A 19,746-nucleotide genomic window follows, 5' to 3' on the forward strand; every position below is an offset into this window, starting at 1 on the left:
TTAAATAAGTTAAGATCATTAAAATTTTAAGCTATTTTTTCATAAATATTCAATGAAACACCTATTTGAACCAATATGTTCGTTTAATCTATATAAATCGTGTCTATTACATTTAAAAACAGAACATTATTACTGATTACAGAATAATATTATGCTACAAATTACAGACTTGCCATTTTATATAAAATAATGATTGATTGATTTTTACCTTAATTTATAATTAACAAAAAACCTTGTTATGTTATTAAAAAGATTAATTAAACACAAATAAAAAATTATCTGTGCTGAATGAAAAAAATACATTAGTTTTACTCTATATACCTTATATTTTTTTAATGAAGAAAACATTATTTTTAGTCGTTTTAGGCTTAGCAGTTATAGCCTCTGCATACATGGCTTTTATTTATTATGTCCCTTACAGTACTGGTACTCGAGCTGGCGAACTTATAAAAATAAGTCAAAAAGGAGTGTTTTTTAAAACTTGGGAAGGCGAAATAAGCCAAGGAATTAGCGGGGCTCAAATTTTTTCTTTTTCTATACTAGATGATGACAAAAAAGTCATTGAAAAATTAAACGAATTACAAGGACAATACGTTAAAATTAAATACACAGAACGTTACAGAACCTTTTTTATATGGGGAGATAGTAATCATTTTGTAACAGAAGTTGTTCCTGAAAAATCACCTCATATAGGTGATCGTTAATCTGATTCGAATATAAAAACTGAATTAAATTTTATTAGACTTTCTTTTATATTTTTCATAACTTTAAAACAATCAGCAATTTAAAGTTATGGAAACAATTATTCAAAGATTAAAACTATATAAACAAGATGAAGTTTTGGTATTAAACGAACCAGAAGAATTTTCTAAAATCACAAATTGTTTAGATTGTCCTGTAATAGGTTCTCTTATAAAAACATCTAGCGTGTCTTGCGCTGTATTATTTGTGACGAATAAAAAAGAATTGTTCGACCAAATGATAACACTATTCCCTAAACTTACAGACGATTCTATTTTCTGGATTGCCTACCCGAAGCAAACTTCTAAATCTTACATTTTAGAACTGTATAACCACGACGCCTGGGACGAAATTAAAGATTATAGTTTACAACCTATTCGTAAAATCGAACTTTCTGAACATTGGAATGCTCTTAGATTTAGAAAGATTCAATCTGTAAAAAACTAGAATTATTATATTGAAATAAAACTTTTGTAAGTTATCTTTACTCATGAATTACACACATGGTAGAGGACTATTTAAAATCAATCGAATTATTCTTTAAGGGATCCAATTTTTACAGAGGTCTGCTTATTACATTCTCTATCCTCATTCCCTTATTATTGTTTTACAGCATCGGCATATTTGCCTATGCCCCATCTGTTGCCATAGGTGTATTTTTAAACGCACCTAGTGATATTCCTGGCAGTTTAAAGCGTAAAATAAAGGGGATATTACTTAGTGTAATTATTACAACATTTACCACTGGCGCCATCCTTTTTGCTAAACCTTTTTTACCCACTTTAATTGTACTACTTACCATATTAACCTTATTTATTTCGTTAATTTCTGCTTATGGTTTTAGAGGTTCCTTAATTGCATTTTCCGGATTATTAGCTATAGTTATTGCTTTGGGTGTAAAAAAAGAAACACCTTCAGAAATTTTAATTCATACGGCTTTAACGGCTTGTGGTGGACTTTGGTATTTACTTTTTTCTTTGTTTTCGCATTGGATAAATCCTAAAAAAGATGAAGATCAGGTTATCTCGCAAACACTACTATTAACAGGAAAGTATCTTAAAATTAGAGCTAAGCTGCTCACAAAGAAAGCAAAGAAAACAGAACTTCAAAACCAATTATTTTCACTTCAAACCCAAATTAGTGAAAAGCATGAAACTCTAAGAGAAATGTTACTTACAGAACGTAAGCGCTCTGGACGTTCTCATTTTGATGAAAAACGATTATTAATTTTTATTTCTCTTGTAGATATTTTTGAATTAGCACTCGCAAACAATCTAGATTACGCTAAAATAAACACCCATTTTAGCGAACGCAAACAACATTTAAAACCCTTTAAGAATTTTAATTTTGTAATGGGAAATCATTTAATAATGCTTTCTGAATCTGTTATAAAAGGAGGCAAAATTCCAACAAAAAACAAATTACTAAAAGCGCTAAATAAAGCATCTAAAGGGATTAAACATTACGTAGACGATGTGCAACTTCCTAAAGCCAGAGAAGGCGCCATGATGTTACATAATTTATACGATTATCAGCAAAAATTACTTTACGAAATACGAGCTATAAGACGTGTTATGGCTAATGTAAATAATGCCTCAAATTTAAAATTAAAAAGCACAGAAGCGGTTCAGTTTATTACATCTCAGGAGTATTCTCCCACTATTTACTTTGAAAACATCAGTTTAAAATCACCTATTTTTAGACATACATTACGTTTAACCATTTCTATTTTAGTTGCTTTTTTACTGGGGCAATTTTTTGAAATTAGAAATGCATATTGGATTATTTTAACCATAATCGTGATTATGCGTCCAAATTATGGATTGACAAAAGAGCGTACAAAAAACAGAATAATAGGTACACTTAGTGGAGCCATTTTTGCGATAGTAATTATTATGCTCACTTCCAACCCAGCTGTATATGCCGTTTTAGCTGCTGTATCGCTTATGTTTGGTTTTTCATTAATTCAGCAAAATTACAGAGTTGGTGCTACCTTTATTACCATGTACATTATATTTGTATATGCCTTACTAGATCCTAATGCCATGAATGTTGTAAAATTCAGGGTTATAGATACATTAATAGGTGCTTTAATTTCGCTTTGTGCAACTTACTTTTTATGGCCAAATTGGGAATATAAAAACTTAAATGATGTGATTGAATCTGTGATTAAGAATAATACCATTTACTTAATTGCAACTAAAAATTTATATCACAGTAAAAAAACCGATAATATAAACTATAAAGTACCAAGAAAGGAAGCCTTTTTGGCTGTAGCCAACTTAAATGCGGCATTCCAAAGAATGACACAAGATCCTAAATCGAAGCAAATCGAATTAGATCTCTTTTATAGTATTGTAACTTTAAATCATACGTTTTTGGCTGCTGTAGCATCTTTAGGAAGTTTTATTCAGAATCATGATACGCGAGATGCTTCAAAACAGTTTGATACTTTTATCAATCATATTAAAAGGAATTTAGATTATACATTCGCTTTATTAAACAAGCAAGAGCCAAAGTCACTAGATGAAGACATTGATATTACTGAAGCTGAAGACAAACTGTTGTATAACTTTCAGAAGCTATCAAAAAAACGAAATAAAGAAATTGAAAAAGGTAAAACGAAAATCGACAAAGCATTACTAAACGATTTACAAGAAGCCTATTTAATTTATAATCAACTTATTTGGCTAAAAGGTCTTTCGGAAAATTTAAAAAAATCGACCGAAAAATACGTGAAGGTTTTTAACCAAATATAATCTCATTTTACCTAATTAATACAAAGTCACTATTTCTCTTGGCTTTTACACTATCTTTGCCGCAATCTTATTTATTAAATCTATGTCGTTTAAAGACTTACACCTTAACAGACCGCTTTTACGCGCTATTGCCGAATCTGGTTATAACGAACCAACATTGGTTCAAGAAAAAACTATTCCTTTTGTATTAGAAGGGCGAGATGTAATTACATCTGCACAAACCGGAACGGGAAAAACGGCTGCTTTTGCATTACCGATTCTTCAATTATTTTTCGATAATCAAGACGCGCCTAAACGTGGAAAAAAAATTAAGGCACTTATTATAAGTCCAACACGAGAATTAGCAATTCAGATTGAAGAGAATTTCAAAAAATATAGTAAATACACCAATCTAACAAGTACAGTTGTATTTGGAGGAACTGCTATAGAACCACAAATTGCGGACTTAAAAAAAGGGGTTGATATTTTAATTGCTACACCAGGTCGTTTGCTAGATTTACATAAACAAGATATTGTTAATTTAGATTTTGTTCAGACTTTAGTGTTAGATGAAGCCGATTTAATGTTAGACATGGGCTTTATAGACGATGTTAAAAAAATAGAACGCCTTTGTCCTGACGAAAAACAAGTTTTATTATTCTCGGCAACCATGCCTTTTAAAGTTGAGCAGTTAGCAAATACAATTTTAAAAAATCCAGAACGTATAGAAGTCTCTCCAACGTCTTCTGCTGCAAAAAGCGTTTCACAATTATTGTTTTACGTACCAAAACCTAAAAAAATAGAATTGTGTTTACACTTACTAAGAAACACAATAAAAGGAAACATGCTAATTTTTAGACGTACAAAATTTGGTGTCGATAAATTAGAACAAACCTTAACTAGAAATGGTTATAAGGTTGAAAGTTTTCATGGTGACAAATCACAAGAAGACAGACAAGCCGCTTTAACTAATTTTAAAAATGGTGATTCAAATATATTAATTGCAACCGATGTAGCTGCTCGTGGTATAGATATTGATAGTCTAGACACTGTTATTAATTTCGATATTCCTAACATTCCAGAAACCTATGTACACCGTATTGGACGTACAGGTCGTGCAGGAAATTCAGGAATGTCTTATTCTTTTTGCTCTGCAGACGAGAAAATGTATATTAAATCTATTCAGCAACTTATTCAAAAAGAAATAGCTGTAGAACAAGATCATCCCTACCTTCTTGATCCTAAAGCAAAACCAGAAGTTCACAAAAAACAAGGCGGAAGCAAATATAAAAAAGGACGTAAATCTGAAGCTTCTAAGAAGAAAAAGAAACGTTGGTATTAATTCCTTTCATTTTGAAGGGAAAACAATAAAAAATTAAAAAACGAGTAATCTTTTTCATGAAAAAGATTACTCGTTTTTTAGTTATTATTCTTCCTTTTAAACCGTTGAATAAATTTTATTATTCGAAACGTTATTCTAACGATATTTTTTTGCCATTTCTAACAAAGTAGAAGTAACATCTTTTAAACTTAATTCTAGATTTTTTTAGTTAACATAAACCTGCAACTGTACTTATTACGTAAATCGAGAACAAACTAATAGCAATTAAAACAACTATAACTGTGATAATTGTAGGTTTAATCCATCTTTTTTTACTCATTAAATAAGGATTTAATATTATAGAGATTAACAGTTGTAATTTTTTAATATTGCATAACTAAGCAATAATCTTTTACTCTACAGGAAAATTAAAATACTGATTTTTAAAAGGCTCATTTCTTAATGTAAAATGCCACCATTCTTTACTATAACTTCTAAATCCGTGCTTTTGCATAACACGTTGTAATAGTATTCTGTTTTGTTTTTGATCTGCTGTTAAATTAGCATAAACCACCCAAGAAGGTTCTCCAAAGAAATCGAAAGGCGATCCCATATCCAGGTTTTCACCAGTTTCTGCATTTACAATAGTTAAGTCTACTGTACTCCCGCTACTGTGTCTAGATTTAGAGGCAATATAACCATCTCTAAACAAATAGTGTTTATCTACATCTGGATAAAAATAAGGTTTCATTAATGTATCATTTACATTTTTTGCCCACTTTATAAAATGATTTACCGCTTCTTGTGGTCTATAAGCATCGTAAATTTTAAGAGATAAATTTTTAGTTTCTAGTTCTTCCTGAACAGCTTTTAAAGCTTCAGCGGTTTCTGCAGTAACAATACCTACAGCATTATAATAGCCATAAATAGGTTCTCCAACAAAATTATAATCAGTACAATAGCGCAATTCCAACTGTATGCTTGGCACTACATCATTTACATACACAAACCCTTTAGGCAATTGTGCAAAAACAGAACCACTTATTAGTAAACATAAAAAGGCAACTTTAAATTTCATGACATCGAGATTTAGCGCTAAATTAGATAAAATTATTTTCTTCTATGTTGTATCCTTGGCATTTATATCTCATGTCTTTTTTATATGTTGTGGCCGGAATTTTACATTTTGTAAAGCCTAAAACCTATTTAAGAATCATGCCAAATTATTTACCAAATCCAAAAGTATTGGTTGCTTTAAGTGGTGTCTTCGAAATTATTTTAGGTATTTCTATGTGCATTCCTAGTTTAAAAACCATTGCTATTTATGGTATTATCGCTATGTTATTGGTGTTTTTACTTGTTCATTTTTATATGCTGAAAAATGAACAAAACGGAGCAGGAATTCCGAAATGGATTTTAATTACTCGTATTCCACTTCAGTTTGTATTAATGTATTGGGCATATTCTTATTTAAACATATAATGATGTTGTTTGGAAATGACCCCATCATTTTAAACATGAAAGATGCAGAAGTAATCTATTTTCCCGAATTCTTCTCTCCTACCGAAGCAGATCAATTATATAATTCACTTTTAAATTCTATTGCTTGGCAACAAGATAACATCTCTTTATTTGGAAAAACACATCCTCAGCCACGACTTACCGCTTTATATGGCAATAATGAGAAACCATATACATATTCAGGAATACAGATGAAACCCAATACGTTTTCTGAAACATTATTAGATATTAAGATTAAAATTGAAACAGAAACACATCACAAATTTACAAGCTGTTTATGCAATTTATACAGAGACGGACAAGACAGTAATGGTTGGCATGCAGATAATGAAAAAGAACTAGGAACGCATCCTGTAATTGCTTCTATATCTTTTGGAGCAGAGCGAATCTTTCATCTTAAACATAAAGAAGATAATAGCCTAAAGCAAAAGTTAACTTTAAACCATGGCAGTTTATTACTCATGAAAGGCGAAACCCAACAGCATTGGCTGCACCAAATTCCTAAAACTAAAAAGAAGATTGGAAAACGAATTAATTTAACTTTTAGAACAATTTATTAAATAAAAAAACCGAGGTCCCTCAACCACGGTTTTCTATTATCTGCATGCTATATAATGTAGTTAGATTTGGGAATCCTCATTAACTATTCAATGCAAACATTAATTAATTAATCCGTTACTAAAATAATTTTAGTACACTGTAAAAATAAAACTTAAATTCAAAAACACAGACAAACGACGCCTTATTTCGATGAAATACATTTTATTTTAACAAAAATAGCCTTTAATAGAAGTAAAAACTTACAATACAGATTATATTGAATAGAAATAATTTTAAGATTTTTAATTTGATTATAACCTATTAGTTTAAATTTGATAAAACACTGATTTGCAATCTATTTAAAGCCCTTTTCAATACTATGAAATATCAAATTCTATTCATACTCTTAGTCTGTACGCTTATTGTACATGCCCAAGAAAAACAATTCAATACAGAAGATCTTAGTATAACAAACCTAATTGATGGTACATTATTAACACCATTAAATACACCAAAACCAAATCTTGCCATTATTATTGGAGGTTCAGGACCTACAGACAGAGATGGAAACCAAAGTTTCCTAAAAAATAATTCGCTTAAAAAATTAGCACAACAACTTACTCTAAATAATATTGCCTCATTTAGATACGATAAGCGTATTGTAAAGCAATTAAAGCATAACAACATTGATAAATCTATTACATTCGATGATTTTATAAGCGATGCAAAAGATGTATTAGACTATTTTAAATCTAAAAACACGTTTAATAAAATCTATGTTATTGGTCACAGTCAGGGTAGTTTAATAGGTATGATAATCTCTAAAGATAAAGCCGACGGTTACATTTCTATTTCAGGTCCAGGCGAACCCATAGATCAGGTTATTATACAACAACTTACCACTAATGCACCAATGTATCTTGAAGACTCTAAAAAAGTATTTGCTATTTTAAAAACCGGACAGACTACTACAGATTTTCCTGCTGCTTTGGCTTCTATCTTTAATATAGATGTACAACCTTTTATTTCAAACTGGATGAGCTATAATCCTCAAGAGGAAATAAAAAAATTAAAAATTCCCATATTAATTATAAACGGAACTAAAGACTTACAGGTAAAAGAAGAAGATGCAAATAAACTAAAAGCGGCTGCACCTCAAGCATCTATAAAACTGATAAAAAACATGAATCATATATTTGCTACAATTGAAGGAGAAAGTACAGAAAACTCTAAATCTTATAACGAACCAGAACGCGAAATAGCTCCTGAATTGGTTACTAGTATTGTTCAGTTTATTCAAAATAATAAGTAAAAAAAAAGCATCCTCTAGGGATGCTTTTTCACTAACTAACCAACCAATATGAAAAATTATTACTAAAATATTAAAGTAACCACACTCTAATATTTGTTATCATAATAATTGATATTTAAAAAGCAATCTTCGTGCCAAACTTTAAAACCAACTCCTTTTTTTTAATGCTCAAATTTGCTATTTTGCAACTTTAACAATTTTTTATGGAAAACACACCCCTATTTACTAATGATGCCATTGTGTTTGGTATTTTAATGCTTTCACTTGGATTCGTATTTTATACAGAAGCTAAAAAAACCAGGTTTTGGAAAACATTTTACAAGTACATTCCTGGCTTATTAATGTGTTATTTAATACCCGCCATTTTTAACTCTTTAGGGATTATTTCTGCAGACAGTTCGCAAACCTATTTTATTGCTAGTCGTTATTTTTTACCTGCAGCTTTGGTGTTAATGACTATTAGTATTGATTTAAAAGCTATTTTTAATTTAGGTTGGAAAGCTCTAATTATGTTTTTCACGGGTACTATTGGTATTGTAATAGGCGGACCTATTGCTATTTTACTTATTTCGGCTGTTTCTCCAACAACCGTAGGAGGCGCAGGTTTCGATGCAGTATGGCGCGGACTCTCTACACTTGCGGGAAGCTGGATTGGTGGCGGACCAAATCAAGCTGCAATGTTAGAAATTTACCAGTATAATCAAGAATTATATGGTGGTATGGTATTAGTAGATATTGTAATTGCTAATTTTTGGATGGCTTTAATTCTATTAGGAATTGGTAGACGTGAAAGTATAGACAAATGGTTAAAAGCAGATAATACAGCAATAGAAGAATTACAAAAGAAGGTTCAAAAATTTAGAGATAAGACAACTAAAATACCAACGCTAAATGATTACATGATGATTATTGTATTTGCCTTTGTAGCAGTAGGAATATCTCATCTTGGTTCAGAATTTATTTCATCCTTTTTAACAGAACATTTCAAAGCAGTAAGCGATATCAAAAGTCCGTTATCATCGTTTGGTAGTAGTTTCTTCTGGCTAATTACACTAGCAACAATTATAGGAATAGTATTATCCTTTACAAAAGCAAAAACTTATGAAGGCGCCGGAGCAAGTAAAATTGGAAGCGTTTTTATTTACATATTAGTAGCAACCATTGGAATGAAAATGGATTTAACTAAATTATTCGAGAACCCAGGATTAATCTTAATTGGTTTGGTTTGGATGACTATTCATGCCGTTTTACTTATAATAGTTGCCAAACTTATAAAAGCACCATACTTTTTCTTAGCAGTAGGAAGTCAAGCCAATGTTGGTGGTGCCGCCTCTGCTCCTGTTGTTGCGGCTGCATTTCATCCCTCTTTAGCTTCTGTAGGAGCACTTTTAGCCGTGTTTGGTTATGTTGTGGGTACTTATGGAGCTATTCTTTGTACTGAGTTAATGAAAATCGTAGCAGTGAACTAGTTTTTAACAAATAATTATAAGATATTTGCTTTCCAAAATTCAATAAAACAAATGAAAAACTTATCTATTTTACTCCTTTTACTCATCGTAGTTTCATGCGGAAAAGATCAGGGAAACTTAACGGTAAACGCACATGTTAAAGGTTTAAAAAAAGGAACTGTTTACCTTCAAAAAATAGAAGATTCAACTTTAATTGCTATCGACTCTATAAAAATTAATGGTAATGAAAATTTTGAATTACACGGACAAGTAGATTCTCCTGAAATTTATTATTTAGTATTAAACAAGCACGATAAATCTTACGAACGTGTACCCTTTTTTGCTGAAGCTGGATTAATAGATATAAAAACAACATTGAAACATTTTATTGTAGATGCTAAAATATCTGGTTCTAAAAATCAAGCGCTTTTAGACGATTACAATGCCTTTAATACAAAAATTAAAAATGCCCGTTTAGATTTAATTAAAGATAAGTTTGAAGCTGCTAAAGCAAAAGACTCTGTTAAAATAGACGAAATTAATAAATCCGATGCAAGTCTAATTAAACGTAAATACTTATTTACTGTTAACTATGCTATAAACCATAAAGACTCTGAAATCGCACCTTATTTAGCTCTTTCTGAAATTTATGATGCTAACATAAAATGGTTAGACACGATAAATGTATCGCTTACTCCAGAAGTTAAAGCTTCTAAATACGGTAAACAATTAGAAACATATATTGAAAGTATTAAGTAGGCATAAGTTTCTTTTAAAATTATAAAAAAGGCTTCACATTTTGTGAAGCCTTTTTTTATACCTAATATGTTCGTTTAGAACAGTTCGTTTTTTCAATCTAGAAATCGATCCAAATTCCTAAGAAGGCAATAATATAAGGCGCTAAAAAGGCTGTAAAAATTCCATTTACAATAAGGCCAATACTAGATAATGCACCAAAGTTTCCGCTAATTTCCATAGATTTTGAAGCTCCTAAAACGTGGGCAGCCGTTCCCATAGAAATTCCTTGAGCGATAGAACTTTTTATACGAGATATTTTCATGATTTCATATCCAAAAATAGAACCTAATATTCCAAATAAAATAACAACAGATGCTGTAAGCGGCGGAATACCTCCTAAAGTTTTAGACACCTCGATGGCGATGGGTGTTGTTACCGATTTTGGAGCAATAGAAAATATAATTTCTTTTGGAGCTCCCATAGCTTTAGCAATTAAGACTACAGATACAACTCCGGCTATACAACCTACTAATTGCGATACAATAATAGGAATAGCTTGTTTCTTGATTTTTCCTAGTTGCTGATACAAAGGAACGCCTAGCGCTACAATTGCAGGTTTTAGCAAGAATTCTATCATTCTACTTCCTTGATGATACGACTCGAAATCAATTTTAAAAACAGTTAAAAAACCAATTATAAATATAATTGCAACTAAAACCGGGTTTAAGAAAATTAATTTCGTTTTTCTCTGTATCCCTTGAGCCAAAAAATAGGCTACAAAAGTTAAGGTGAGAATAAAAATTTCTGAATTTAATATAGCATTCATAATTTGAAACTAAGATTTTTTACTTTTTTTAAATGTTATTTTGTGCTTAAGAAACAATTGATGTGTCCAACCTGTACACGCAAAAACTATTATTGTTCCTAAGGTAGATGATACAATTATTGGCCAAAAAGAAGCCTGAATCAAATCTAAATACAGCATAATAGCAACACCTGGTGGGACAAAAAAGAAAGCCATATTCTTGGTTAAAAAATCGCTTAAACCGCGAACCCATTCTAATTTTACCCATCCCATTTCTAAAGACACGGTTAAAAGCAACATACCTATTATACTAGATGGCATTTTAACGCCTGTGAGATACACGAAAAATTCACCAAAAAGTAAACATCCCGTAATTATTACAACTTGTCTCATATAACTTATAATTATTTATTCTAAAATTTTTAATATATCTAAAGGGTGCTTTACTATTGTTTTGGCACCATTAGCACGTAATTCTTTTTCGTCTCTAAAACCCCATAATACGCCAACAGCGTGCATACCTGCTTTTGTACCTGTTTGCATATCTACACCAGAATCGCCTACAAATAAAAAAGATTCGGGAGTCACACCAATAGCTTCACTAAATTGAATGGCTTTTAATGGATTTGGCTTTTTAAGAACTTCTGTGGTTAATCCGATAACAGCATCAAATGTCCATTTAGACAATACAACCTCAACAACGCGCTTTGTAAAATCTTCAGCTTTATTAGAAAACACACCTAATTTTAATCCTTTTTCAGATAGCGCATCTAATAAGTCTGAAATACCATTATATGCATGTGTTTTATTTGTACAATTTTCTGCATAAACGGCAATCATTTGGCTGTAATAAGTGTTAATTGCAGCTTCATTCCTTTCAGATTCTGGCAATGCCCTTTCTACTAAAGTGCGTATTCCATGTCCTATAAATGAAGGATAAGAATTAAGTAAATGGATTGGAAAATTGTTGTTTTTTAAAACGATGTTCATAGCGTCGGCTAGGTCTTGTATAGAATCTACAAGCGTGCCATCTAAATCGAAAATTACTGCTTCATACTTCATAAACAAAAATATATTTCGAAGTAAAACAGTCACATGAGATGTGATTATTTTACAAATCAAAAATACCGATTTATATACTAAAAAAGGGCTTTAAATCAATTGTTTTAGCCCGTTTTATAACTCTTGCATCAAAATAAATTGATTTTTAATCATATTCATTTTTTATGACTTTTAATTTTATTTTTTTCTGAATTTACTCATCAATACGACTTGAATCCTGTTAAAAAATCAGCGTTTATTTATTATAAAAAAAATATATTTGTAAGAAAGATTAAGATTACAACTAAGTGTAATCAAATCTTTTAAACAGAAACCAATACATTATGGGATTATTCAATAAAATATTAGGAAATGCTTCTGAAGTTTCTCCCGAGCAATTAAACGAAAAATACAGGCGATTACTTGTTGACGGTGAAGCAGTCGAATTAGGCTTTAAATTACTAAGAGATACGTTTATGTTTACAAATAAGCGCCTAATATTAATAGATGTACAAGGTCTTACTGGAAGCAAACAAGAATACAGATCTATGCCCTATAAAAGCATTTCTAGATTTTCTTTAGAAACAGCAGGAACCTTTGATTTGGATGCTGAATTAAAAATTTGGATTTCGAGTGAAAATTTACCTTCGGTAAGCAAAAAATTTAATAAAAGTATTAATGTATACGAGGTACAAAAATATCTTGCTCAAAAAGTGATGTAATTTATAAGCAGCTTTTATTACAAATAATGTATTTTAGTAACATTATAAATGTTGTTTACTTTTAACAAATTTTAGTTAGCAATTACAAAACCATAATGATATACAATAAAAAAATTGTTATTGTACTTCCTGCATTTAATGCAGAAAAAACACTTGAAAAAACCTTCAAAGAAATTCCTTTTGAAATCATAGACGATGTTATTTTGGTAGATGATTTTAGCAGTGATAAAACATTAGACATTGCAAACAAAATTGGTATAAACCATGTTATACAACATCAAAACAATTTAGGATATGGCGGAAATCAAAAAACGTGTTACAACAAAGCATTAGATTTAAATGCAGACATTATAGTAATGCTACACCCCGATTACCAATACACTCCAAAATTAATTCATTCTATGTGTTACTTAATTGCAAACGAGGTTTACCCTGTTGTTTTAGGTTCTCGTATTCTAGGCAGAGGCGCACTTGATGGCGGAATGCCAATGTATAAATATATTTCTAATAGATTTCTTACCCTATTCCAGAACATTTTAATGCGTCAAAAACTGTCTGAATACCATACCGGTTATAGAGCGTTTTCTTCAGAAGTTTTAAAAGAGATTAATTTTAATGCTAATTCTAACGATTTTATTTTTGACAATCAGTTACTTGCACAAATATGTTTTAAAGGCCATCATATTGCAGAAATTACTTGTCCTACAAAATACTTTAAAGACGCCTCTTCAATCAATTTAAAAAGAAGTTGTATTTATGGTTTAGGAGTTGTTAAAACTTCTATTCAATATTTCTTAGCCAAGAAATTAAATATTACTTCTAAAATATTTGTAAAATGAAAAGCTTAAAAATTAATATCTCTTTTTTTATTTTAATATTTATTAATTTTATTTTTCTGTACAAATACATTTCAAGATATTCGGAGTACGGATTATTAATTTCAATAATTTTATTAATTTTTCAATGTTTTGCTTTTAAGTTTAGCAATAAGATAACCTTACCACATAAGCTAAAGAACATTTTTTGCTACGGTTTGCTGGGACTTATAATAGGAGTAGCAATTATAAGTTATTTTAAAATCCCTTTAGAGACTTTAATGGTAGATAGATGGAGCGTTATTTCGTCATTCTTAACAGAACTCTACAACGGAAATTATCCTTACTTTGCAAAATCGCATAGAGGTAATTATCCGGGCCCAATGCCTATTTATTATTTAATTGCAGCACCTTTTCATTATATAGGAGAATTAAGTTTATTAAGTAGTTTAGGCTATTGCATAGTAACCGTAATACTAATAAAAAAGACGACAGCGACTAAACATCTAAATTTCTTAATTTTTTACATGTTCACTTCTGCTTATATGATCTGGGAAATTACAACTAGAAGTAATTTATTCACCTTTACAATGCTTGTTTTACTAGTACTAAATGCTTTTATAAATTTAGACAATAAGACGACGTTAAAATTTTACGGATTAGCTTTATTAACCGGTTTATTACTATCTACAAGAAGTGTTTATATCCTACCCTACGTTATCTTTTTTTTATCAAGCTTAGTAAATCAGGACATTACTTTTAAAAACATATTTCTTTTTCTTTCAATTGCCTTTATAGCATTTACAGCTACTTTTATTCCTTTTATTTATTTTTATCCTGACGATTTTTTTAAAATGAATCCTTTTATTATTCAGTCATCATTCTTAATTCCCACAGCATATACAATTGTATTTATTATAATAGCGATATTCTTAACTTTTTTAGTAAAAACAAAAACAGATAAATTTTTCTTTAGCGGTTTAAGTCTTTTTATTGCAATATTAATTTACGGAATTTATTATTTAGTTAATTATGGATTTGTAACCTCGTATATTAATAGTAAAATGGATATTTCTTACTTTATCTTTTGTATGCCCTTTTTTATAACGTATTTAATTTATGTTAATCCGGATAAAAAAACATTAGCAACACATTAAAGAATGACTGCTACATATACAAAACAAAACAGGCTTCAGAAGTAAAACTCTTGAAGCCTGTTTTATATGCTTTTAGTATTGATTTTTAAGCTTGCTACAACCAAAGCCTCATCATAACCAAACAACTCTATTTACTTAATAATATATTATCTGTATAGAAAGTTATAACAATATTTAATCTATAAAATCTATTTTAGAAATGCGTCCTTTTCCTGCTGCATACGCTAAAGAATCGTTTACAAATCGGATGGTATAAAACGATTCGTCACTAATATGTTTCCAAGATGTTCCGCCATTAACAGACACATCCATACCGTTAAAACTTACAGCGACTAAATTTTGTGCATCACTATTTGGCACATATTGTACGCAACTTTTATAAGCAGGAGCTTCACCATTTGCAACTATTTGCCATGTTTGTCCGCCATCTACAGTCTTCATCTTATTATTTGTATTCCCTTCAGGTTTAGTGTAATCTCCTCCAATAGCAAACCCCTTTTTATTATCGTAAAAATCTATAGAAAATATACCTTGGTTAGGTTCTGTATTCAACATGGGTGTATCAATTACAACCCAAGACTTTCCTTTATCTGCAGTATAGTAAATCGATCCGCTATTTGTAGCAACCCATGCTTCATCTCCTAAAACTTTAATATTTGTATTACTTGCCGCAAAGGCGCCTTCTCCTTCAATAGATTCTGGTAACACATCGCAAGCTAATTTTGTCCAAGTTTCGCCACCATCTCGTGTTATAATAATAGACAAACAACCATTAATACTATCTCCAACAGCAATTCCTTCTTTATCGTTCCAGAACGTCATGGCATCATAAAACACGCCTTCCCCGTCTTCTTTATAGACCAATTTCATTCGGCCATCGTCTCCCGTTTTATATAACAACGCAGGACTTTCAATACTCAGCATAAAAAAATCGTTAGTTGTATGTGCAACCGCTCTAAAATGTAATGGCACAGAATCGTGAAGTTGTTTAGAAGTTACCCACTGTTCCTTTTTTGAAAAATACAATCCATACATTCCCTTATCTGCTGCGAATGCTAAGGTTCCGTCGCCCATAAGCTCTATAGCACGTACACTTATAGAGTCATTATATATATCCTGAATTTTGATAGAATTATAAGTTTTAACAGGTTTTTGAACATCTTGTTTACAAGAACTTATCAAAAGAATAAGTAAAAGGCTAGCTATTAGTCGCATTTATTAAAATTTTCGCTAAAAATAATTAATTAAACTTACCTTTGTGTCCTTAAATACATAAAATGCGATTACATAGAAATTTATGCTTTGCGGTAGTAGACGGATTAATGCTAATTTTTAACGAAGGAATTTATGCCGACAAAGTAGTACAACAATTATTAAAACGCGATAAACGCTGGGGAAGTCGCGACCGTGGCTTTGTAGCCGAAACGACTTACGAAATCGTTCGCTGGAAACGCCTATATGCTGAAATAGCAGATGTAAAAGAACCATACGATAGAGATAATATTTGGAGAATGTTTGCAGTATGGGCTACATTAAAAGGTATAAAATTACCGGATTGGACCTATTTTGAAAACACACCTACACGTAAAATTAAAGGCCGTTTTGATGAACTTTCTAAAATTAGAAAATTCAAAGAATCTATTCCAGATTGGATGGATGAAATTGGGGCTAAAGAATTAGGAGAAGCACTTTGGACAAAAGAAATTGCTGCTTTAAACTTGCAAGCAGATGTTGTTTTAAGAACAAACACCTTAAAAGTTACAAAAGACAAGTTACAAGCAGATCTTTTTGATAACGATATTGAGACAGAATTTATTAAAGGTTATCCTGCTGCTCTTAAATTAAAAGAACGTGCAAACGTATTTACTACAGAATCTTTTAAAAACGGACATTTTGAAGTGCAAGATGCATCTTCTCAATTAGTAGCTGCTTATTTAGAAGTTAAACCTGGTATGCGTGTTATAGACACTTGTGCTGGTGCTGGTGGAAAAACACTACACTTAGCATCTTTAATGGAAAACAAAGGTCAGATTATTGCTTTAGACATTTACGCAAATAAATTGCATGAATTAAAACGTCGTGCAAAACGCGATGGTGCACATAATATTGAACCTCGCCATATAGATTCTTCTAAGGTTATTAAAAAACTTTACGACAAAGGAGACCGTGTTTTAATAGATGCACCTTGTTCTGGTTTAGGCGTTTTAAGAAGAAACCCTGATGCAAAATGGAAATTACAACCCGAATTTTTAGATAAAATTCGTGCAACACAACAAGAAATCATTCAAAAATATTCTAGAATGGTTAAATCTGGCGGACAAATGGTTTATGCCACATGTTCTGTATTACCTTCTGAAAACAGACAACAAGTTGATGTTTTCTTAACATCTGAATTTGGAAAAGATTTTACCTTAGTGCGCGACGAAAATGTCTATGCTCACAAAACAGGATTTGACGGATTTTATATGGCGTTACTTAAGAGACAGTAACTCTAAAAATATTCAACAATTATCACGAGCTAGTAAAGATTTTTCTTTACTAGCTTTTTTATTTTGTAAATTGATCAAAAATTTAAATTAATCTAACTTTAAACATCTCTCTATGAAACACTTTTACTTTTCTTTTTTACTACTTTTTACAACCTATTTGGGCTTTGCTCAATTAACTCCGCCGGATGACCTACAATCGTATTACAATACGGTTAATTTCTCTAACACAGGAGTAGACCTTAAAGCAGACTTAAGTGCTGTAACAATAGCAAAACACGTTAATGAATTATCATACACACCTGGTGTTTGGGAAGCTTTAAAAGTTACAGACCTTGATCCAGACAATAGTGACAATGTACTTTTAGTTTATGGATATGATGACACTGATGGAAGTACATCTACAGATAGAAGTCGTTCTAAAACGAATAACGGAGGAAGTACAGGACAATGGAATCGTGAGCACATTTACGCCAAATCCCTAGGAACTCCTAATTTAGGAACTAGTGGTCCGGGATCTGATGCACAAATGTTACGAGCTAGTGATATTGTAAGAAATTCTGACCGCGGAAGCTTAAAATTTGCAGATGGTACAGGAACATCTTTTGCAACTACAGATGGCTGGTACCCTGGAGACGAATGGAAAGGAGATTGTGCACGTATTGTAATGTACATGTATATTAGATATGGTGAACAATGTTTACCTTCAAACGTAGGTTTTGGTAGTTCTGCTAGCACTCCAGACGAAATGATTGATTTATTCTTAGAATGGAATGTTGAAGATCCTGTTTCAGAATTCGAAAAGCAAAGAAACACATACCACGGAAACACAGACAACACTTACGCACAAGGAAACAGAAATCCTTTTATAGACAACCCATACTTAGCTACTGCTATTTGGGGAGGAGATGATGCACAAAACTTATGGGATGGAAACACTGCTGTTGCTGACACAGAAGCACCAACAATGCCTACTGATTTGGCATATAGCGATGTTACAGAAACAAGCGCAACTTTAACATGGACAGCTTCTACAGATAATGTAGCTGTAGCGTCTTACAATGTTTATGTAGATGGAACATATTTAACAAAAGCATATACGAATACTATTACAATTTCAGATTTATCTGCTAACACAACGTATGAATTTTCTATCTCTGCAGAAGATGCAGCAGCAAACGTATCTGCAACAACAGCATCTGTATCTGTAACAACATCTGAAGCGGTAGTTTTTGATTACTGTACTTCTGAAAGTTTTGAGAATGTTTCTGGAGACATTAACACTTACTACGATGAGGTAACATGGACTGGAGACAATGGTTTAGAGTGGGCTGCTACAGACGCTAGGATTGATCAAACAATAGACGGTACTAAAACAATTTGTATTAGAGATGGTATTTTAACTGCTGCAGAAACTTCTGGTGGTATTGGTTCATTAACAGTAACAACTCTACGTGTGTTTGGTGGTGGTTCTGGAACGTTCGATTTAGTTGTAAACGGAACTGTAGTTGGACAAATTCCTTATACTGAATTTGCTGAAACGACTACTATCGACGATATTAATATTGCAGGTGATGTTTCAATAGTATTGAATAATAAAACAACATCTTCAGACCGTATTGCAATTGATGATTTAGCTTGGACGTGTTATGAAAATTCAAATTCAGATTTCTGTACAGAAGAAACATTTACAAACTTAACGTCTACTCAAGATGTAAACGATAGCCAATACGGAGCTAGAACTTGGACAGGAGATAACGGATTAGAATGGAATGCTACTGGCGCAAGAATAGATTTAAGTAATAATTCTAGTAAAGTAATCACTATTAAAAATGGTATTTTAACTGCACCTGAAACTTCTGGAGGTGTTGGATCATTAACAGTAACAACACTGCGTACTTTTGGTGGTGGTTCTGGAACATTCGACTTAGTTGTTAACGGTACTGTAGTTGGACAAATTCCTTACAGTGATGAAGAGCAAATTACAACTATTAAAGACATTAATGTTTCAGGAATAGTAACTGTCGTTTTAAACAATATATCTTCAGATTCTGATCGTGTAATGATTGATGATTTAAAATGGACCTGTTACGATGCTTCTTTAAGTGTAGAAGAAGATATTTTATCAAGCATTAAAGTATATCCTAACCCCGTAAATTCAACTTTAAATATTGCATTACCAAACGGTGAAGCAACACAAGTTAACATTTACAATATATTAGGAAAACTTGTTATTTCTAAAACCATACAAGCCAATACAAGTATCGATACTAGAAACTTGCAATCTGGTGTTTATATTTTAAGAATGACACAAAACAATGCAACAATAAGTAAGAAGTTAATTAAAAACTAACACCTACT

Annotated in this window: 19 protein-coding genes; 14 read left to right on the top strand and 5 right to left on the bottom strand. The window is 31.3% G+C overall.

All coding sequences use genetic code 11. The features are described from left to right. Positions 1–335 precede the first annotated feature (335 nt). The 4 genes from GQR95_RS00355 to GQR95_RS00370 all read left to right on the top strand — a co-directional run bounded on the left by GQR95_RS00355 (position 336) and on the right by GQR95_RS00370 (position 4,821). Positions 336–704, top strand: a complete 369-nt coding sequence (locus tag GQR95_RS00355) for a 6-phosphogluconate dehydrogenase (RefSeq protein ID WP_159021280.1) — start codon at positions 336–338, stop codon at positions 702–704. 88 nt (positions 705–792) lie between these two features. After that, the gene (locus tag GQR95_RS00360; protein ID WP_159021281.1) at positions 793–1,188 is read left to right on the top strand and encodes a hypothetical protein; all 396 of its coding nucleotides are present in this window, start codon (positions 793–795) and stop codon (positions 1,186–1,188) included. Between the two features lie 56 nt (positions 1,189–1,244). Continuing rightward, positions 1,245–3,500 (top strand): FUSC family membrane protein, encoded by a 2,256-nt coding sequence (locus tag GQR95_RS00365; RefSeq protein WP_159021282.1) that lies wholly within the window; start codon positions 1,245–1,247, stop codon positions 3,498–3,500. Between the two features lie 82 nt (positions 3,501–3,582). Further along, complete coding sequence (locus tag GQR95_RS00370; protein WP_159021283.1) at positions 3,583–4,821, top strand: DEAD/DEAH box helicase; 1,239 nt, start codon at positions 3,583–3,585, stop codon at positions 4,819–4,821. 391 nt (positions 4,822–5,212) lie between these two features. Here the strand turns inward: GQR95_RS00370 and GQR95_RS00375 are convergent, their stop codons facing one another. Next, positions 5,213–5,878, bottom strand: coding sequence for a M15 family metallopeptidase (locus GQR95_RS00375; RefSeq protein WP_159021284.1), 666 nt, complete (start codon positions 5,876–5,878; stop codon positions 5,213–5,215). A 44-nt stretch (positions 5,879–5,922) separates the two neighbouring features. Here GQR95_RS00375 and GQR95_RS00380 point away from each other — a divergent pair, with 44 nt between their 5' ends. The 5 genes from GQR95_RS00380 to GQR95_RS00400 all read left to right on the top strand — a co-directional run bounded on the left by GQR95_RS00380 (position 5,923) and on the right by GQR95_RS00400 (position 10,380). Further along, positions 5,923–6,282, top strand: a complete 360-nt coding sequence (locus GQR95_RS00380) for a MauE/DoxX family redox-associated membrane protein (RefSeq protein ID WP_159021285.1) — start codon at positions 5,923–5,925, stop codon at positions 6,280–6,282. A gap of 35 nt (positions 6,283–6,317) precedes the next feature. Further along, positions 6,318–6,881, top strand: coding sequence for an alpha-ketoglutarate-dependent dioxygenase AlkB (locus GQR95_RS00385; protein WP_233265962.1), 564 nt, complete (start codon positions 6,318–6,320; stop codon positions 6,879–6,881). A 359-nt stretch (positions 6,882–7,240) separates the two neighbouring features. After that, the gene (locus GQR95_RS00390; RefSeq protein ID WP_159021286.1) at positions 7,241–8,173 is read left to right on the top strand and encodes an alpha/beta hydrolase; all 933 of its coding nucleotides are present in this window, start codon (positions 7,241–7,243) and stop codon (positions 8,171–8,173) included. Positions 8,174–8,376: 203 nt separating this feature from the next. Continuing rightward, entirely contained in the window at positions 8,377–9,642 is a 1,266-nt protein-coding gene (locus tag GQR95_RS00395) for a DUF819 domain-containing protein (protein ID WP_159021287.1), read from the top strand. Between the two features lie 51 nt (positions 9,643–9,693). Further along, positions 9,694–10,380, top strand: coding sequence for a DUF4369 domain-containing protein (locus GQR95_RS00400; protein WP_159021288.1), 687 nt, complete (start codon positions 9,694–9,696; stop codon positions 10,378–10,380). A 97-nt stretch (positions 10,381–10,477) separates the two neighbouring features. Here GQR95_RS00400 and GQR95_RS00405 read toward each other — a convergent pair whose 3' ends face one another. Genes GQR95_RS00405 through GQR95_RS00415 form a run of 3 tightly spaced genes read right to left on the bottom strand, consistent with a single transcriptional unit; the run spans position 10,478 to position 12,226 of the window. Next, positions 10,478–11,185: an LrgB family protein gene (locus GQR95_RS00405; RefSeq protein ID WP_159021289.1), complete on the bottom strand. Its 708-nt coding sequence runs from the start codon at positions 11,183–11,185 to the stop codon at positions 10,478–10,480. Between the two features lie 9 nt (positions 11,186–11,194). Then, positions 11,195–11,557 (bottom strand): CidA/LrgA family protein, encoded by a 363-nt coding sequence (locus GQR95_RS00410; protein WP_159021290.1) that lies wholly within the window; start codon positions 11,555–11,557, stop codon positions 11,195–11,197. 15 nt (positions 11,558–11,572) lie between these two features. After that, positions 11,573–12,226, bottom strand: coding sequence for an HAD family hydrolase (locus GQR95_RS00415; protein ID WP_159021291.1), 654 nt, complete (start codon positions 12,224–12,226; stop codon positions 11,573–11,575). A 323-nt stretch (positions 12,227–12,549) separates the two neighbouring features. On the opposite strand from GQR95_RS00415, the gene GQR95_RS00420 reads away from it, so the two are divergent. The 3 genes from GQR95_RS00420 to GQR95_RS00430 all read left to right on the top strand — a co-directional run bounded on the left by GQR95_RS00420 (position 12,550) and on the right by GQR95_RS00430 (position 14,899). Continuing rightward, the gene (locus GQR95_RS00420; protein ID WP_159021292.1) at positions 12,550–12,927 is read left to right on the top strand and encodes a PH domain-containing protein; all 378 of its coding nucleotides are present in this window, start codon (positions 12,550–12,552) and stop codon (positions 12,925–12,927) included. A gap of 95 nt (positions 12,928–13,022) precedes the next feature. Beyond that, a complete protein-coding gene (locus GQR95_RS00425; protein WP_159021293.1) occupies positions 13,023–13,766 on the top strand; it encodes a glycosyltransferase family 2 protein in 744 nt (247 codons plus the stop codon). 194 nt (positions 13,767–13,960) lie between these two features. After that, entirely contained in the window at positions 13,961–14,899 is a 939-nt protein-coding gene (locus GQR95_RS00430) for a hypothetical protein (protein ID WP_159021294.1), read from the top strand. A 174-nt stretch (positions 14,900–15,073) separates the two neighbouring features. Here GQR95_RS00430 and GQR95_RS00435 read toward each other — a convergent pair whose 3' ends face one another. Then, positions 15,074–16,114 (bottom strand): oxidoreductase, encoded by a 1,041-nt coding sequence (locus GQR95_RS00435; protein ID WP_159021295.1) that lies wholly within the window; start codon positions 16,112–16,114, stop codon positions 15,074–15,076. A gap of 62 nt (positions 16,115–16,176) precedes the next feature. Between GQR95_RS00435 and GQR95_RS00440 the strand changes: the two genes are divergently transcribed. Both GQR95_RS00440 and GQR95_RS00445 read left to right on the top strand, forming a co-directional pair. Then, the gene (locus tag GQR95_RS00440) at positions 16,177–17,388 is read left to right on the top strand and encodes an RsmB/NOP family class I SAM-dependent RNA methyltransferase (protein WP_159021296.1); all 1,212 of its coding nucleotides are present in this window, start codon (positions 16,177–16,179) and stop codon (positions 17,386–17,388) included. Between the two features lie 112 nt (positions 17,389–17,500). Continuing rightward, complete coding sequence (locus tag GQR95_RS00445; RefSeq protein WP_159021297.1) at positions 17,501–19,738, top strand: endonuclease; 2,238 nt, start codon at positions 17,501–17,503, stop codon at positions 19,736–19,738. Positions 19,739–19,746: the final 8 nt, after the last annotated feature.

It is taken from the genome of Formosa sp. L2A11 (genome assembly GCF_009796865.1).
GTDB lineage: Bacteria > Bacteroidota > Bacteroidia > Flavobacteriales > Flavobacteriaceae > Formosa.

Coding starts and splice junctions, on each gene's coding strand:
- GQR95_RS00355 (WP_159021280.1), top strand. CDS start 336: ATGAAGAAAACATTATTTTTAGTCGTTTTAGGCTTAGCAGTTATAGCC.
- GQR95_RS00360 (WP_159021281.1), top strand. CDS start 793: ATGGAAACAATTATTCAAAGATTAAAACTATATAAACAAGATGAAGTT.
- GQR95_RS00365 (WP_159021282.1), top strand. CDS start 1,245: ATGGTAGAGGACTATTTAAAATCAATCGAATTATTCTTTAAGGGATCC.
- GQR95_RS00370 (WP_159021283.1), top strand. CDS start 3,583: ATGTCGTTTAAAGACTTACACCTTAACAGACCGCTTTTACGCGCTATT.
- GQR95_RS00375 (WP_159021284.1), bottom strand. CDS start 5,878: ATGAAATTTAAAGTTGCCTTTTTATGTTTACTAATAAGTGGTTCTGTT.
- GQR95_RS00380 (WP_159021285.1), top strand. CDS start 5,923: ATGTTGTATCCTTGGCATTTATATCTCATGTCTTTTTTATATGTTGTG.
- GQR95_RS00385 (WP_233265962.1), top strand. CDS start 6,318: ATGAAAGATGCAGAAGTAATCTATTTTCCCGAATTCTTCTCTCCTACC.
- GQR95_RS00390 (WP_159021286.1), top strand. CDS start 7,241: ATGAAATATCAAATTCTATTCATACTCTTAGTCTGTACGCTTATTGTA.
- GQR95_RS00395 (WP_159021287.1), top strand. CDS start 8,377: ATGGAAAACACACCCCTATTTACTAATGATGCCATTGTGTTTGGTATT.
- GQR95_RS00400 (WP_159021288.1), top strand. CDS start 9,694: ATGAAAAACTTATCTATTTTACTCCTTTTACTCATCGTAGTTTCATGC.
- GQR95_RS00405 (WP_159021289.1), bottom strand. CDS start 11,185: ATGAATGCTATATTAAATTCAGAAATTTTTATTCTCACCTTAACTTTT.
- GQR95_RS00410 (WP_159021290.1), bottom strand. CDS start 11,557: ATGAGACAAGTTGTAATAATTACGGGATGTTTACTTTTTGGTGAATTT.
- GQR95_RS00415 (WP_159021291.1), bottom strand. CDS start 12,226: ATGAAGTATGAAGCAGTAATTTTCGATTTAGATGGCACGCTTGTAGAT.
- GQR95_RS00420 (WP_159021292.1), top strand. CDS start 12,550: ATGGGATTATTCAATAAAATATTAGGAAATGCTTCTGAAGTTTCTCCC.
- GQR95_RS00425 (WP_159021293.1), top strand. CDS start 13,023: ATGATATACAATAAAAAAATTGTTATTGTACTTCCTGCATTTAATGCA.
- GQR95_RS00435 (WP_159021295.1), bottom strand. CDS start 16,114: ATGCGACTAATAGCTAGCCTTTTACTTATTCTTTTGATAAGTTCTTGT.
- GQR95_RS00440 (WP_159021296.1), top strand. CDS start 16,177: ATGCGATTACATAGAAATTTATGCTTTGCGGTAGTAGACGGATTAATG.
- GQR95_RS00445 (WP_159021297.1), top strand. CDS start 17,501: ATGAAACACTTTTACTTTTCTTTTTTACTACTTTTTACAACCTATTTG.